Source organism: Pseudoalteromonas phenolica (genome assembly GCF_001444405.1).
GTDB classification, from domain to species: domain Bacteria; phylum Pseudomonadota; class Gammaproteobacteria; order Enterobacterales; family Alteromonadaceae; genus Pseudoalteromonas; species Pseudoalteromonas phenolica.
The window spans coordinates 1,974,216-1,989,776 of sequence record NZ_CP013187.1; the positions used below are offsets into that span (position 1 = coordinate 1,974,216).

13 protein-coding genes are annotated in these 15,561 nt (G+C 36.3%); 3 read left to right on the top strand and 10 right to left on the bottom strand.

Annotated elements, in window-relative coordinates; all coding sequences use genetic code 11:
• Positions 1-35: 35 nt before the first annotated feature.
• The 3 genes from PP2015_RS08625 to PP2015_RS08635 are packed head-to-tail and all read right to left on the bottom strand — an operon-like array spanning position 36 to position 7,138.
• Positions 36-1,247, bottom strand: a complete 1,212-nt coding sequence (locus PP2015_RS08625; RefSeq protein ID WP_058029886.1) for a response regulator — start codon at positions 1,245-1,247, stop codon at positions 36-38.
• A gap of 10 nt (positions 1,248-1,257) precedes the next feature.
• Complete coding sequence (locus PP2015_RS08630; protein ID WP_058029887.1) at positions 1,258-2,472, bottom strand: EAL domain-containing response regulator; 1,215 nt, start codon at positions 2,470-2,472, stop codon at positions 1,258-1,260.
• Positions 2,473-2,485: 13 nt separating this feature from the next.
• Entirely contained in the window at positions 2,486-7,138 is a 4,653-nt protein-coding gene (locus tag PP2015_RS08635) for an ATP-binding protein (RefSeq protein ID WP_058029888.1), read from the bottom strand.
• A gap of 69 nt (positions 7,139-7,207) precedes the next feature.
• Here PP2015_RS08635 and PP2015_RS08640 point away from each other — a divergent pair, with 69 nt between their 5' ends.
• Positions 7,208-7,711 (top strand): GAF domain-containing protein, encoded by a 504-nt coding sequence (locus PP2015_RS08640; protein WP_058029889.1) that lies wholly within the window; start codon positions 7,208-7,210, stop codon positions 7,709-7,711.
• Positions 7,712-7,766: 55 nt separating this feature from the next.
• Here the strand turns inward: PP2015_RS08640 and PP2015_RS08645 are convergent, their stop codons facing one another.
• The 6 genes from PP2015_RS08645 to PP2015_RS08670 all read right to left on the bottom strand — a co-directional run bounded on the left by PP2015_RS08645 (position 7,767) and on the right by PP2015_RS08670 (position 12,383).
• Positions 7,767-8,018 carry a hypothetical protein gene (locus PP2015_RS08645; protein ID WP_058029890.1) on the bottom strand — a complete coding sequence of 84 codons (252 nt, stop codon included), beginning with the start codon at positions 8,016-8,018 and terminating at the stop codon, positions 7,767-7,769.
• A 4-nt stretch (positions 8,019-8,022) separates the two neighbouring features.
• Positions 8,023-8,340, bottom strand: a complete 318-nt coding sequence (locus PP2015_RS08650) for a cupin domain-containing protein (RefSeq protein WP_058029891.1) — start codon at positions 8,338-8,340, stop codon at positions 8,023-8,025.
• Positions 8,341-8,344: 4 nt separating this feature from the next.
• Positions 8,345-9,325, bottom strand: coding sequence for an alpha/beta hydrolase family protein (locus PP2015_RS08655; RefSeq protein WP_058029892.1), 981 nt, complete (start codon positions 9,323-9,325; stop codon positions 8,345-8,347).
• A gap of 28 nt (positions 9,326-9,353) precedes the next feature.
• Entirely contained in the window at positions 9,354-9,551 is a 198-nt protein-coding gene (locus PP2015_RS08660) for a type II toxin-antitoxin system antitoxin (RefSeq protein WP_058029893.1), read from the bottom strand.
• Between the two features lie 62 nt (positions 9,552-9,613).
• Positions 9,614-10,462, bottom strand: coding sequence for an SPFH domain-containing protein (locus tag PP2015_RS08665; RefSeq protein ID WP_058029894.1), 849 nt, complete (start codon positions 10,460-10,462; stop codon positions 9,614-9,616).
• A gap of 334 nt (positions 10,463-10,796) precedes the next feature.
• Complete coding sequence (locus PP2015_RS08670; RefSeq protein ID WP_058029895.1) at positions 10,797-12,383, bottom strand: winged helix-turn-helix transcriptional regulator; 1,587 nt, start codon at positions 12,381-12,383, stop codon at positions 10,797-10,799.
• Between the two features lie 142 nt (positions 12,384-12,525).
• On the opposite strand from PP2015_RS08670, the gene PP2015_RS08675 reads away from it, so the two are divergent.
• Both PP2015_RS08675 and PP2015_RS08680 read left to right on the top strand, forming a co-directional pair.
• Positions 12,526-13,860: a serine hydrolase domain-containing protein gene (locus PP2015_RS08675; protein WP_083496552.1), complete on the top strand. Its 1,335-nt coding sequence runs from the start codon at positions 12,526-12,528 to the stop codon at positions 13,858-13,860.
• A 100-nt stretch (positions 13,861-13,960) separates the two neighbouring features.
• A complete protein-coding gene (locus tag PP2015_RS08680; RefSeq protein WP_058029897.1) occupies positions 13,961-14,611 on the top strand; it encodes an outer membrane beta-barrel protein in 651 nt (216 codons plus the stop codon).
• A gap of 28 nt (positions 14,612-14,639) precedes the next feature.
• Here the strand turns inward: PP2015_RS08680 and PP2015_RS08685 are convergent, their stop codons facing one another.
• On the bottom strand, positions 14,640-15,530 hold the full coding sequence (locus tag PP2015_RS08685; RefSeq protein WP_319593341.1) for a LysR family transcriptional regulator: 891 nt from the start codon (positions 15,528-15,530) through the stop codon (positions 14,640-14,642).
• Positions 15,531-15,561 lie beyond the last annotated feature (31 nt).

The window sequence follows — 15,561 nt, forward strand, 5'->3', positions numbered from 1 at the left end:
CTTTTTAGTGGCTCAAACCTATTTTTGAGCCACTTTTACTGATTAATGGCTTTTTCAACAGCTTTTAACAATGACGATTTCGTACAAGGTTTCGTGATGTAACCTGTTAACCCTAAGGTTGCCCACTTTCTTATAATATCTTTATTCTTATTGCCGCTAATTGCAATTATTGGAAGCTGCTTGCAGTGCGGAATATTCCTAAGGTTTTTTGTTGTATTATAGCCATCTAATTCAGGCATGAATAAATCCAGCAAAACCACGGAAAATTTCTGCTTCTTTAATAGTTTAATTGCTTCAAGCCCTGTGCCTACGCTTATCACTTTGTACCCTTCATCTATTAGCACTCTAGAAACCATTTCTCTATAAAATTCATTATCCTCTACAACCATAACTTTTATATCGGACTTTTCTACTTTTGCATTGAGTGTTTGACTTTGTGGTTCAGAAGAATTCACTTTATTGTGATCTTTAGGATTTTGTTCTTGCTCATTTTTTACATTATGAACACTTAATGCACCGTCCTTCTCACTCAACATTGCAGCCAATTCAGCAATGGAAAACCTTTTATCTTTAAGCCTAGATTGTAACTCGTCTATACTGTCTTTAAGCTGGCTTTCCAAAGAATCAATGAGAGGCGCAAGGTGTGTATTCTTTAATTCGGTTAGTAGTTGGTCTTGAACTTGATTTATGCCTTTATGATTATCTAAAGATTCTCTTGCGCTATTAAGTGTATCAGATGCTTTATTGTGATAATTGGCAGCATCATCTATCAAGGCTTTAAGATTCTCATCTATTCTTCCAAAATGCTCTTCTCTTAATTTATGCACTTCATTAACATCGCTGGTGCGATTTAAGGCATTATGAAGGATCATCTTAAAGCGATAATTTTCATACATTGGCTTATATATAAAGTAATCCGTAAAAATCCCTTTAATACAGCATCTAAAAGCAACACCTGACTCTTTGTTTTCGCATAACAAAATGTTCTCATGTGGATAATTTAATAACTCTGATTGAGCAAGCAAACGATAGCTTTCAACACTTTTCGCTACCGTTTCTCGAGCTAAAATAATTATACTAGGCTGAGTTTTTAATATTACTTCTTCAATATCCTTGTGAGTCGTCAAGGTTCTATATTCACTTACTTGTGATGATAAAATTTCAGTTACCCCGGCTAATTCTGTTGGCGAATCACATACAACAATAACTTTTGGGCGCCTTTGAGCGTGGTCAACAGTATTATGCATATTATCTCACTTATGTTGATTTAATCGCTGTTAATCCACGAATTGATGAAACTGGGTTTATTAGTCTTATGAATTCATCTGATGAACATGGTTTAAAGTAATAAAAGCCCTGAATTGATTTTACGCCTAGTTCTCTGACGATAATAAGATCATCCTCTTGCTCTACTCCCTCTGCTACAACTTCAAGCCCTAACTTATTCGCCATTTCACACGTACTCGCAACAATGATTTTTTTACTCGGATCTGTCGAACAGCCATCAACAAAGCACCTGTCTATTTTTAATTCATCAAATGGCAACTCATTTAGCTGTTTCATCGATGAATAACCTGTTCCGAAGTCATCGATAGAAAGTTTAAATCCTTTTAGCTTTAACCTAAGCAACACATCTAAGGATTGTTTAATGTTTTTGATAATGTTGCTCTCTGTTAGCTCTAGTGTTACCAGATTAGTTGGCATTTCGTTGGTTACACATATCTCATAAAGTTTTTCAGGAAGAGATACATCTAAAAGCTCTGTTGTACTGATGTTTATACTGATTTGGATTGAAGATAATTGAGCTTTATTGTTTTTCCAAAACAGGGATGTTTGTTTAAGAAGTAATGAAGAAAGGTCTTGGCTTTTACCTAATTTCTCTAGCTTATTGACGAAAAAATAAGGCGATATTAAGCCATCTGTTGGATGAAGCCATCTTGCTAACACTTCTATGCCAATAATTTCTTCTGTACTGCAGCATACTTTTGGTTGCATGTAACCTAGGAATTGCTCATTTTCTAAAGCAAAAAGAATTTCTTGTTCTGAATAACTGTTTTGGTTATGGGCAACTTCTGAACATTGTTTAGATTCTAATAAGCCTTGATACAATTCAGCTAGCTTTGTAGCTGACAACGGCTTTTCAATCGAAGAAACAATTGTCAATCCATGAAGACCAGCAAGCGCTGCAGCATTTTTTAAAAATAGGCTATTTTCACCACTCAATAAAGCTAACGGTTGTTTTACCTCTAGCTCACCTAGTTTGCGTAACATTTCAACACCATCGATTGAAGGCATATTCATGTCTAGCAAAATAAGTGAAGCATTATGAATTAACTCACTTTCAAGTGCCTTATATCCACAATCAAAGCCAACAAACTTGCATGGTGTTTTATTTTCTATTAAAAGTTTGAGCTGCGTAAGTACAAGTTGACTGTCATCAATTGCGACAATTATAGGAGTAGTCTCCAGCATAACCTGAACCTGATTACAGAATTGTTTTATTATATTTTAGTATAGAAGCAATTTCATTTTCTGCATGACTAAAGGTTTGTAAACAGCTATCAATAGAGTGTTCTATATTAGCTATTGAGTCTTGTTCACTGGTGGCTTCTAGCTCAGAAAAAAGTTCCGCTAACTTTTTAGAACCTACCGCTTTTGCGGACGTTTTAATTTGATGGGCAATATCTTTTACTGTTGTTAGGTCATCACAATCTAACTGTTCAATTAATTTTTTCGTGTCTCTCACAAAACTTTCTAAAAACATCAATTGTATTTCTTTATCATCACCAACATACTCTTCGAGCACTTCAAAACTAAAATACTTAGGTTTTTCCGTGTCATATTTTTCAAAACTACTCATCTTACCTAGAGTATCTTGTTGGTTATTTTTTTGTTTACGATCCAATAATGAATTTACTTTTTTACTTAAAGCTTGAAGCACGATGGGCTTAGCTAGGTAATCATCCATTCCCACTGCTAAACATTTTTCCATTTCACCATCTAATGCGTTTGCTGTAGCGGCAATGATCGGTAAATACGACAAGTTGTTTTGCGACTCCATTTTTCTCCTTTTTCGTGTAAATTCATAACCATCCATCAGCGGCATATGGCAGTCTGTAATAATCAAAGAAAAATCAAATTGTTCTAACAATTGCAGTGCAACTTTACCATTGTCTGCAACGACACATTGAAAGCCTAACATGGCTAATTGTCTTTTAAATAAATCTTGATTATAAACATTATCTTCAACAACTAGAATTAGCTGCCTATTTGCTTGTGCTTCTTCAATTGATGGCAATGTCCCGCTATTACTTAGCACCTCTTCAACAGTGTCACTTTCAATTAGATTTTCAAGTTTTGCGATATGTTCTACCACCTTCAACGCATAGTAAGGATGCAGCGAAATATTGCTGATACTGATGTCCGCAGCTTTAGGCAGTTTGTCTAGATTGTTATCAAGAACAATATAGTGACAACTACTGTTATCAACGAAGACCACCCTACCTTCTGTTGTAAATTGTTGGAAGGATTCTGCCGTTATGATCAAGTAATCAAACTTTTGCCCGTCAATCAACTGCGCGTTAAATAACTCTTTTGGTATAATTTCGCAGTAGGCATTTCTTAATTGAAGATGATTGGCTATATCCAACTCAAATTTATCTTCGTCTCCTACAACAGCGATTTTTAAATGAGCAAAGTTTAATTCTTCACAATTCTCTTTAACATTAACGCTGAGTGGTAGATGAACCGAAAAGCTTGTGCCAACACCTTCCAAACTCTGACATTCAATCCTCCCTTTCATCATCTCAATCAGCTTCCCAGTAATAGACAAGCCAAGACCAGTACCACCATACTTTCGCTGAACACTGTTGTCTGCTTGTTCAAAAGGGTTAAACAATTTATCTACTTGTTTCGATGTCATCCCCTTACCATTGTCTTTTACACAAATACAATACGTATTAGGTTCTTTACTTAAAGTAAAAGTGATTTCTACCACACCTGACTGTGTGGCAGTCGTTTTGGTAAATTTCAGTGCATTTCCAGCTAAGTTTAAAAGAATTTGTCTTAGTCTGATGGGATCGCCAACTTGTTTGCTAGCAAGGTCTTTTGAAAAATAAAATGCTAACTTTAGGTGCTTGCTGCTTGCTTGATATGAAAGCAATTCAGCTAGCTCTTTTACGATCTCTAACCAATCAAAGGGGACTGTTTCTAGTTCCATTTTGCCAGATTCAATTTTAGAAAAGTCTAAAATGTCATTTATAATCCTTAATAAAATTTGCGCTGAGCTTTTGGCAACGTGAGTCAGATGTGTTTGTTCAGGATCTAGTTTAGACTGGAACAACATATCAAGCATGCCAATAACACCATTCATTGGTGTTCTAATTTCATGGCTCATGGTTGCCAAAAATCTAGATTTTGCTTCATTCGCTTGCTCTGCTTTTACCTTGGCTGCGTTAAGCTCATCAGAAAAATTCATATCACTTGTTATATTTGTCTGATAGATTAAGGTGTATTTTTCAGAGTCTGTTTTGATATTTTTAACAAGAATTTCAAACCATAATTCAGCATGTGGTGTTTCATAACGGCATTTAATATGTTCACAATAGAGTTCAATTTGGGTTGAAATATTGAGCATTTCAACGAGCTCTGATTTATGTGCAAGTGGAAGCATGCTAATCAAACTAAAAATACTTTCTCCAGTTTTAATCTCCACCCCCATAAAAGTGAAACAATCTTGCTCGTTTTGATTTAAAGGGTCTGGAAATAGATTCTTAATCGCAACTTTTTGATTATGATCGAGCAATATTATTGACGCTGGAAAGGAATTTATTGCTTCTTGCAAAAGTTTTTCTGTTGAACGTTTTATGGCAAGTAATTTTTGCGCGGCTTTACGCTCCTCTTCTGCCTCACTCATTTTAATCACAGCTTCTTTGCGTGCCGCATCTAACTCATTTTGAATGCGTTTTTGTTTTTGCTCTTCGTTAACTTGGTTCGTGATCTCCTTAACAACACCAATAATTGAATTTGTAGCTGTGCTATGATTGTATTTAATATTGAGCACTAAACTAAAGTGTCTTAAATTCGTGCTGTTCAAAGTAATATCCAATTGACTTGTATCAATGACAGCAAGTTTTCTAATAGCTTGGTAGATTTTCTTTCTTTCGTTCTTTTCAAGTAACCTAAGTAGTATTTTGGCTTTGAAAAACTCCTTCTTTATGGGAAGTTGAAAAAGCTTCCTAAATCCTTCTGAAGTATTTAACACTTTTTTTTCAATATTTAATTCAAAACTACCTATGGAAGCTAATTGCTCTGAGGAATTCATAAATAACTGACGCGTATCAATGTTGTCACTCGCAAGTAGCTCTTGTTTTCTATGCTTCTCTTTCGACTTATAACTAACGAAAAGTCCGATTAAGAATAAACAAAGCAGGGTAAGAATTTGCCAAACAAATTTATTTTCAATTGTACTTAGCAACTCTGTTTTATCCCTAGGATCTTCAAAAACAAAAGCGCCAAGGTTAAGTTCATAATCCCAAATGAAAGCATTCATTCCAGAAAGCTTTATTTTATCGCTTATGTTACTTTCATTGGATGTGGCAAGGTCATTGAAATAAGGCAAGTCATCAATAGCAAAATATCCCAGACCTGCACTATTTCCCATCTCAAAAGCGTGCTCATTCGATTTCGCAACTAAATGACTTAAGCTTGTTTCAAAAACATAAAGCTCATCACTGAGACCACCTCTGTTAACTCTTAATCCCATCATGATATAAATTACGCCATAATGTGGCGTCTCAATGGCTTTTGTGACAATTCCTCCCTCGAGTAGCCTTGACTTTTCAATTTGAATGATGCTTTTCAAATTTGCTCTACTTAAAAACTTTGTGCTGAGTGGTTTATCTAAGGTCATCTGAATCATTTCAAGATAATTTGAACCTTCACTGACAGATAAAGACTTTATTAAAATTTCAATCTTGGGGTCTCGCCAAAGCTGCCTAAAATTATCGATATTTTCTACAACTTGAAAATTCAGCTGTCTCAGGCTTTCAAGTTGAGATAAATACCTAAGCTGTTTTTGACTTGCAAAATGTTCTACAAACAAAGTAGATACAATGGATGTAAACACAATAATTAGTTGTAAAGTGGATGCAGCTTGGTGTGAGAGCTTTTCTGTTTTAATAGATGACATTAATTTTATAATTAAGCAAATTGAGAAGAAAAAACCTATACCTGAAATAATAGATTTAATTAATGCTTCGCGAGTACTCTCTTCATAACGTTCAATTAAAAACTCTGTATTCTCAAGCATTACCTCAACTATCGAGTAACTATGGTGTATGAGTTCGTCTAAATAAGAAGTACTTAAATCCCACCATTTAAATTTAGACTCGAAATTTCCCTTTCCTTGAGTCAAGGATAAAAACAATTGGTCAATGTATTGCTTTTTATCTGTTGAATATGGCTTTAAACTTTCATTACCAAGGGCTTTATCTAATAGGTTTTTATGTTGAGAATAGAGCTTAAAAGCGTGCCTAAGTGCTTCTGTTTTTACTTTTGGTTCCTCAGACGTGATGAATCTAGATAATTTAGCCCTGAGCTTTCCTCCTAGTTCAATGGCTCTTAGTAGGGAGTAAATATCTTTTTTCTGAAGTCCTTGCTCTTTATTTAATTGGTTAATAAAACTTTGCTCGGCTTGGGTAAGTCTTACATGTTTTAAGAGCATATCTACAAGAACGGTATAACCTATAAATATGTTTTCTTTACTTTGATTTGATAACTGATTTTCTTGCCTTAATATTTTTACATCTTTTTCAATTTTAGATGCTAATTCAATTGTTTTTTGTGAACTAGCACTGAGCTTCATCGCGCGCAAATATTCATTTGTTTGTTCTAAATATATTGTTAACCTTGAAAAATAATCATCATCTCCTTTGAGCCCAGTTGTCATGCCCCTTTCTCGCTGCAAGCCAAAAATGAGGTTGTTAATTAATTTAAAATCTTCTAGGTTGGTATCATATTGGGATAAGCTTTTCTTTAAAACTTTGGATTGGTTGTAGTGATTAATTTCTACATAAAATATCGAAATACATAGCATTGCCGCTAAGAATAAAATTGTTAGTCTTAAAAAATAATTCACAGCCAAACCCTGTAAGAAGCATCAAAGCAAACTATAGTTTAAATACTAAAACTGTCTAATAGGCTAATTATGCAAAAACCGCCCACTCCCAATAATGAATTATCGCGGTTAAAATATTTAAATTCGCTTCAACTATTAGATACTGAAGGAGATATTGATTTAGATAGAATTACTCAGTTCGCAGCTAAGCTATTTTGTGTCCCTGTGGCTCTAATTAGTATCGTAGACGAGGAAAGGCAATGGTTTAAATCGAAGGTAGGCCTAGAAGCAACGCAAACTCCCAGAGATATTTCTTTTTGCGGTCATGCCATTTTAGGTGACTCAACTTTCGTTGTTGAAAATACACTTTTAGACGAGCGATTTTCAGATAATCCTCTTGTCACGGGTGAAGTATCAATTAGATTTTATGCTGGCGTGCCATTAAAAATGCTCTCTGGATTCAAGATTGGTACACTCTGCATTATCGACAATCAACCAAGGGAGTTCAGAAAACAAGATGCTGAAATATTGGAAAAACTTGCTAGTAAAATTGTGAAAACGCTAGAAGAAAAACACGTCAGAACACTTAAATAAGATGTAATTAGATTAAGCTTTACAGAGCTAACTTTGATAAAAAATTAGTTCAGTGTTATTTGAAGTGAACTTTTCCCCCCACAATTTTAAGCGCAGGAGTGCCTCTTATTAACGTTTTTCGTGCAAATTCAATTTTGCATGTCTGGCAATGTATTTGATCTTCGGTATAGTCTTCAACAATTCGCTCCACGAAACATTTTACTAAAGCGCCTTTACCGCCCTTTCTGTATTTGAATAATTGAGTCCGACATTTCATACAAAAAATATCTACCGTTCTCACAGGCCCTTTTTTATTCGGTTTTGCCATTCTATTACCTATAAAAAACAGCCAACCAAATTGTTGGCTGATGATTTGAGGTTTGTTTAACTTTGTGCTTTTTGTGGGCAGGTATATTTAATGAATCTCCTTTTTCTAGCCTCACACACTTGCCATTTTCAAATTCAATTACCCCAAACCCTTCTAAGACCATCACCCATTCATGCTCGTCTTGGTCGTACCAACCTGTTGCAGGTGAGCTATGTCCTTGAGAGATAATTCGTTCGACCCGAACAGAATCAGTACTGATTAGATCTTCAAAGACCTCACTTGATAAGTCACCTGGAATATTTTTAAGTAAGTTAACTGTCATTCGCTTAAGTTATGGCTGTTGGCTTTAATTTCTCATCTGTTGCATGTTTTTCAGCTAAATTAATTTTCTCTGATAACCAGTTTTTTAACTGAAATGCGACCTCAGGCATTATGTCATTTTTACAAGCATGTTTGTAGCTGGCTAGTGAAGGCAAACCTGTTTGTAACCGCAAAGTATGGTCCATATTTTTGATGATATGTGTACTTATTGATGCGTTTGTAACCTTGGCGATGAGCTTAGTATCATCAGGGTGACATTGAAAGTCCTTCTCACCTCCAATGGCTAATATCGGTTTTATCGTGTTAGCCAGGTGCGACTTGACATCATAATTAAATGTTTCTCTGTAGAACTTGGTGCTTACTTTGTGAAAGCCAACTCTCACTGTTGGTTTATCGGTACTTTCAACTTTAGCTCGTAAATCTCGCATAGTTTTAGCAGGGTCTTTGGTGTATAAAAAGAGCCTTAAGATCTTACCTTTTAAGCCCTTCAGAGCGTCGAGATCTCGATTCATTACTTCAGCATTTTTAATACCATCTTTTTCAAAGCTACGAAGGCTAGCGCAAAGCATAATTAACCCTGAAATAAGTTTATTATTGTTTGCTATTTCTGGCGCTAGACAAGCCCCTTCACTATGCCCTAATACATAAATGGCATCAGTATTAACTTGTTTATGAGTTGATATATGATTGATCGCTGCATGAGCATCCAAAACAACTTCTTCTAAGCCAGCAGTTTTAAAATCTCCTTCACTTTTACCTGCACCACGTTTGTCATAACAAAAAGTGGCGTAACCAGCTTCAATTAACTGCTCTGAAAGTTGTTTAAAAATATTCGTGTCAAAACCATTAATATTGCCATCTCTGTCTTGCTGACCACTGCCGTGAACCATGACTAGGCAAGGAAATGTGCCCTTGCTTTTCGGTACTGACAATGTACCTTTTAAGCTTAGCATTTGTGACTTAAATACAATCTCTTCCTGCACCATTTCTTCTCCTTGAAGCTAAAAATAAGCTTTATTCTTCTGGGTCTTGAGGATGTACTTCGGTTACCACTTTTTGTACGATTTTCACCCTACCCGACTTTACTAATGCATCACGCAAAATATACTCTATTTGCGCGTTTACACTGCGTAAGTCATCGTCAGCCCAGCGCTGTACTGCGGCTAATACATCAGGGTTTATTCTAAGTGGGTAACTTTTCTTACTGGCCAAAACGAGCCTCTTAAAATTGCTAAGTCGAAGCTTACACTTCGACTTAATTTGAAAATCAGATATTAGTAAAGGCTACCTGCATTGACCACAGGTTGCGTATTTTGCTCGGCGCATAATACCACCAGCAAGTTGCTAACCATAGCCGCTTTGCGCTCTTCGTCTAGCTCTACGATTTCTCGTTCAGACAATCTGCTTAGCGCTAGCTCCACCATGCCAACCGCACCATCTACGATTTTTTGTCTTGCAGCAATAATGGCTGAAGCTTGTTGACGTTGTAACATGGCACTGGCAATTTCTGATGCATAGGCAAGGTGTGAAATTCTAGCTTCATGTACTTTTACACCTGCTTTTGCCAATCTGTCTTGAATTTCTGTTTTTAGTGCTTCAGAGACTTGAATTGGGTGACTACGCAATGCAATTTCATCACCGTCATGTTGATCGTATGGATAAGCGCTCGACATATTTCTAAGCGCCGCTTCACTTTGAATGTTTACAAAGCTTTCGTAGTCATCTACTTCAAATACGGCCTCTGCGGTGTCATTCACTGACCACACAACCACAGTGGCAATCTCAATCGGGTTACCATGCGCATCATTGACTTTGATTTTGTTACTTTCAAAATTTCTTAATCTTAAAGAAATATTTCTGCGAATAAAGAATGGGACAGTCCAGCGCAAACCATTTTCTTTCACTGTTCCTACGTAACTGCCAAACAAAGTGAGGACACGACCTTGATTTGGCTGAACCATAAATAAACCTGCTAAACATGCCACACTAAGCACGGCTAGAAGGACAAATAAAATGCTACTACCATTTACTGGATTGAATTGGCTTAAACAGGCTAATGCAATTGCAATAAAAATCACGCTTGCAACATACCCGTTTGCTGAGAATCCTTTTATTTCTTTCATTGAAAACTCCATCAATGTGATATCAAGTTGATATCACATTAGATCGAGTTTAGTTTTTAAGCAAGCATTTTGTTCCTATAACCATGTAGTCTATTTGTAACTATTTATTTTATTCTCGATAGATGCGATTGACTTATCATTTAGAAAATCCAGTTTAAATGCTTGGTAAGCTTGTTCTATTTCATTTGTAACGCATAAGCCATTAACAATGATTTATTAATTGGTTTTAAAACCGTTTGAACATCGCTTTGCCAACTTTTTTAGTATGCCAAACCATAAAGTTAGCAAAGCGTCAGTGGAGGTTTTGTCTCGAAATGCAAATGAATAATTTCAACTACAGGATAGGCACCCTCTTAACTCGACGTGCTTGCTTGATATTAAACAAGTTTGTTTTAAGCGCTTGGTAATCTTTAAGTAGATTATCACTTTGTCCTTGTTGCTCTAACGAAGTATAAATAATATTGGATTCTAATAAATACTCTTTAGAGAACCCGCTTTGCACTGCTTTCTTTGCCAACTGTAAAAATTGATCAGGGTCTTTGTTACTTAACGCAGTGAGCGAAGCGATAAAATGATTGGAGTATGTATCAGCTTCTGAAGGTTTCCCCTTCACATTTCTATTATTATCGTCAGCCAAATTGGCGAGCAACAGCGCTAGCTTTGCATATTTACTTTGGCTATTAGCAATTCGCTCTAAATGAACAAGTGACTTATCTACTTTTCCTTGTAACTCTAAAGCACTTGCCATGAGTAGATGGGCTTCAATAAAGTTTGGCTTTAATGTCAGTAATTCAATTAAGGCTTTTTCTGCTTTCTCATATTCTTTAGTCGCCAAGAAATACTCGGCTTGAGTCAGTAAATAAAACGCATCTTGCGGAGTAGACGCAATTAAGGATTCCAAATGACGTTCACTCCAACTAAACATGTTTTTATTTAACAGAACCTGAGCACGAATCTTTTGTACAAGCGGATTGTCAGGTTGTAGCTTATGCGCAATTTGGATCGCTTGCCACGCCCCTGAAATATCGCCACGGTGATTCAATGCGCTAGATTTGACGGCATGAGCGTTCACCCATTTAGGCGAAAGTGAAATGGCTTTGTTAGCACTTTCAATGGCGTTTTTATATTTCCCCTGCTCAATTTGTACATTACCAAGCGCAACATAAGGCCAAGGTTGGCTGTTCGAAGCGTTAACTGCCTTTACTGCAAATTGATAGGCTTGTATTAAATCGTCTTGATTGGCTCCATATAACTTATGCTTAGTTAAATACAATTCGCTTAATATTGAGAAAATAGCGACTTTATTACTGGCTTGATTGATTGAGTTTTCTAGCCTTAGAATCGCACTATCGATTTTTGAACTGTTTTGTAACCCCATAAATCGAGCTACATCTAGCTCAATCGCTTCATCAGGAGTTAATAGGCTTATATTCACTTGTTCTGGTTGCAGTATCTTGCTTGGTTCTCTTTGTTGCAAAACACCTAAAGCGATGATCCCAAAGATGACTAATCCACTAAGTATGACACGATCCCTAATAAAAAAATGAAATTGTGGACTTACAAGTTTTGATGGATTTTGTTGTTCACCTTGTAGGTGAACTGTGCGCTCGTCACGTTTAACTAATAAATTTAAACGATAACCTAGGCCTCGCTCTGCAATAATAGGCTCAAGTTTTTCTTCGACTGCCAAAACTTCCCTAAGGCGAGATACACGTTTTTTAATGGTGTCTTCTGAGACGATTTTCCCCTGCCACACATAATCCAAGAGTATGTCATGAGAAACGACATTCGGCGCACGTTCAGCCAAACACACTAATAATCGATATGATAGTTCAGGCAAAGAAACCTCTGTAGAACCTTTAAATAGTTTTCGTTCATCAAGGTTTAAAGTTAGGTTTTCTCCGACTTTATAAACTGACATCCCATTCCTTAAATATACTTAACTCATTCTTATTATTAGATAAGTTATCTTGTCACTGTGTGTCACCCTAACTCACTTTAATTCACTCTTCAATTTGTTTAGAAGTCTATAAATTTAATATGTGTTTAATTCAGGGAAACCCATGATGCGTACAAAGATACTTTTTTTACTTATATTTTTTACATCTTTTTTTAGCTTAGCAAATCAAATAAAGAGCAAAGAAATTGACAAACTACTGACTCAATATCACCAATTAAAGCAATTTAATGGTGTCGCGTTAATCAGCCATAAAGGGAAAGTGCTCTTGAAAAAAGGTTATGGCAAAGCCAACTTTGAATGGGACATTAATCATACTGTTGAAGGCAAATTCAAAATCGCCTCAATTACTAAGCAATTTACAGCCATGTTGATACTTCAACTTGTTGAGAAAAAAAAGCTAAAGCTAGATGAAAAGTTAATCGAATACTATCCTAGCTACAGAGCAGACACAGGCTCGACAATCACAATTAGGCAGTTATTAAATCACACATCGGGTCTTGGCAACTTCTTTCACCTTGATGGATACAAAGCTGTTGAAGCAAGAAACCATTACACACTTGACGAGTTTATCTCAAAGTTTTGTAGTGAAGATTTAAACTTCGAGCCAGGCACCCAATTCAGATATAGCAATGCGGGTTATACCATTTTGGGTAAAGTCATCGAACAAGTAACGGGTAAACCTTACAGCGAAGTTTTAACAGAGCAAATCCTAAATCCGCTTAATATGAATAACTCAGGGTTTAACCAACAACATTCTGTCATTAACAATCGAGTGGCTGGTTATGAGCGATTATTAAACCGTTTAGAACACCCCAGCTTCATTGATATGTCAGTGCCCTTTTCTGCTGGCAGTATATATTCAACTGCCATGGATTTGTACCGATGGGATCGAGGCTTAGCCGAAAATAAAATACTATCAAAACCGTTAACCAAAATACTGTATCAGGTCACTGAACATAGAAATTATGCTGCGGGTTGGTTGGTTGACAACTACCCAGAAGAGCGATTCGGTAAACCACTCACTCGAGTACATCATGGCGGTATGATCCCCGGTTTTAATGCCAATATCAGTCGTGTGTTAGAAGACGACACTTTAGTTGTATTGCTTGATAATACGGGCGGTGCACCAATGACACCAATCACCGAAAAGGTGCTGAGTATTATCTATGACAAAGCGTATGAACAACCTGAATTAAGACTTTCACAAAAACTCTATAACATGATCATAGAGCAAGGAACATCAGCATCAATCGCTTGGTATAAAACATTGATTGCGCACGACGAAGGTTTTAGTGAGCGTCAATTAATCCGATTTGCATATGAGCTTGTTGATGCTAATGAGAAACAAGCGGCTACTGCATTTTTAACGCTAAATGCTGTTCTCAATCCAAATTCGAAGCGTGCTCAACACGCATTAAAAAGTATAACTTCACTGTAAATTGTTGATTTTCTATATACATTTAAATGTTTAGGTTTATAATGCCGACCCCGTATCGGGACCAATTCATAATAGAAAAAATATACGTAAAAGGACCATAATGCGTAAAACAGTTATAGCTCTTACTTCTGCTCTATTTTTATCTCCATCAACATTTGCAGATAATAGTATTTACACAGACATTCTAATTGGTAAAGCAAAACAAGAGCACGAATCAAATTATAAGATTTCAAGCCCTTATTATTCTGCCGAAGAAAGTTATAAGCAACCCAGTCAAAATACGACCTCTTTTGGAGTTAGATTAGGCTATCAGTTTACATCTAACTTTAGTGTTGAGCTTGGCCATAATCAATTCGGCGAAACAGATCATACCTTTGTTGACGAATTTAATGACACTATCAATAACAAAGTAAAGAGCTCATCAACCACACTAGGTGTAAATGCTCAATGGCCAATAAGCGATAAATTTTTTGTCAATGGCCGACTAGGTATTGCTGCATGGGATTTAAAGGCTGAAAGTACTGATAGTTATTATCCTGATAAAGTTGAAAAAGGTAGCGAAGATGGGAATGATCTTTACTATGGTTTCGGTTTTAAATACTTAGCGTCTGATAACATCTATCTTGGTTTAGAATACACAGTCACAAATATGTCTTCGGACAAAACAGAAAAAGATGGTGAATTTACAGGAAAAGTAAACATTGACTATGATGTAAGCAACTTTGCAATTTTTGTTGGCGTAAACTTCTAACCTTAGTCTTAAGCAAGAGTTTAAAACATTACTTAAGCTCATTACTCAACATATCAATAAAGCGCCTGACTTTAGAAGACAGGTGCTTTCTACTTGGGTAAACCGCGTAAACATTCACCGTTGGTTGCTGATATTCTTCAAAAAGGATCTGTAAGTTGCCTGATGAAATACCACCCGATAAATAAAATTCAGGTAAGCGAGTGATCCCTATACCCGCCTCGACAAGTGCGGTTTCAGCTTCGCCATTATTACAAAGTGCTTTGAGTTTCACATCAACGGTAAATTGCTCTCCATCAACTGGCGTAAATATCCATTTACCTGGGCTCTTATGGTTACTGTAACCTATACAGTGATGATTATTTAGCTCTCTAGGGTGATGAGGCTGACCAAATCGTGCAAGATAAGATTTTGATGCAACAACATAAGTTGGACAGGCGTAAATCTTTTTGCAAATAAGGCTAGATTCATCTAATGCAGGCGTTGCTCGGATCACAAGATCAAAACCATCTGCAACCAAATCCACCCGTTTATCACTCAAATCTAGGTCAAGCGTCACATTTGGATAAAGCTTTAAAAACTTCACCAATATAGACTGGATATGGGAGCGATATAACCCAATTGGGCAACTTAATTTTAAATTGCCTTTTGGTGTATCGTCTCCTTGTGTGACAAGATTGAAGGCGTCTTGTGCGTCACTTATTAATTGTAAGCACTGCTGATAGTAAGCATCGCCTTCTGGTGTTAGCGCCAAAGAACGTGTTGTTCTATTCAGCAGTCTCACACCGAGCCTCGCTTCAAGCTTATTCATTTCTTTAGAAATATGAGAATTTGAATGTCCTAAATTCTGAGCGGCACTTGCAAAACTGCCACGCTTAACCACTTCAACAAAAATTTCTATACCTTCAAAGAGCTTATTCATAGTCATATGGAAATAGTGAAAACCCAATTAA

Excerpts from the sequence above, each read along its gene's own strand:
- PP2015_RS08625 (WP_058029886.1), bottom strand. The coding sequence starts at position 1,247 with ATGCATAATACTGTTGACCACGCTCAAAGGCGCCCAAAAGTTATTGTT.
- PP2015_RS08655 (WP_058029892.1), bottom strand. The coding sequence starts at position 9,325 with ATGGTGCAGGAAGAGATTGTATTTAAGTCACAAATGCTAAGCTTAAAA.
- PP2015_RS08650 (WP_058029891.1), bottom strand. The coding sequence starts at position 8,340 with ATGACAGTTAACTTACTTAAAAATATTCCAGGTGACTTATCAAGTGAG.
- PP2015_RS08670 (WP_058029895.1), bottom strand. The coding sequence starts at position 12,383 with ATGTCAGTTTATAAAGTCGGAGAAAACCTAACTTTAAACCTTGATGAA.
- PP2015_RS08630 (WP_058029887.1), bottom strand. The coding sequence starts at position 2,472 with ATGCTGGAGACTACTCCTATAATTGTCGCAATTGATGACAGTCAACTT.
- PP2015_RS08675 (WP_083496552.1), top strand. The coding sequence starts at position 12,526 with ATGATGCGTACAAAGATACTTTTTTTACTTATATTTTTTACATCTTTT.
- PP2015_RS08680 (WP_058029897.1), top strand. The coding sequence starts at position 13,961 with ATGCGTAAAACAGTTATAGCTCTTACTTCTGCTCTATTTTTATCTCCA.
- PP2015_RS08640 (WP_058029889.1), top strand. The coding sequence starts at position 7,208 with ATGCAAAAACCGCCCACTCCCAATAATGAATTATCGCGGTTAAAATAT.
- PP2015_RS08645 (WP_058029890.1), bottom strand. The coding sequence starts at position 8,018 with ATGGCAAAACCGAATAAAAAAGGGCCTGTGAGAACGGTAGATATTTTT.
- PP2015_RS08685 (WP_319593341.1), bottom strand. The coding sequence starts at position 15,530 with ATGAATAAGCTCTTTGAAGGTATAGAAATTTTTGTTGAAGTGGTTAAG.
- PP2015_RS08665 (WP_058029894.1), bottom strand. The coding sequence starts at position 10,462 with ATGAAAGAAATAAAAGGATTCTCAGCAAACGGGTATGTTGCAAGCGTG.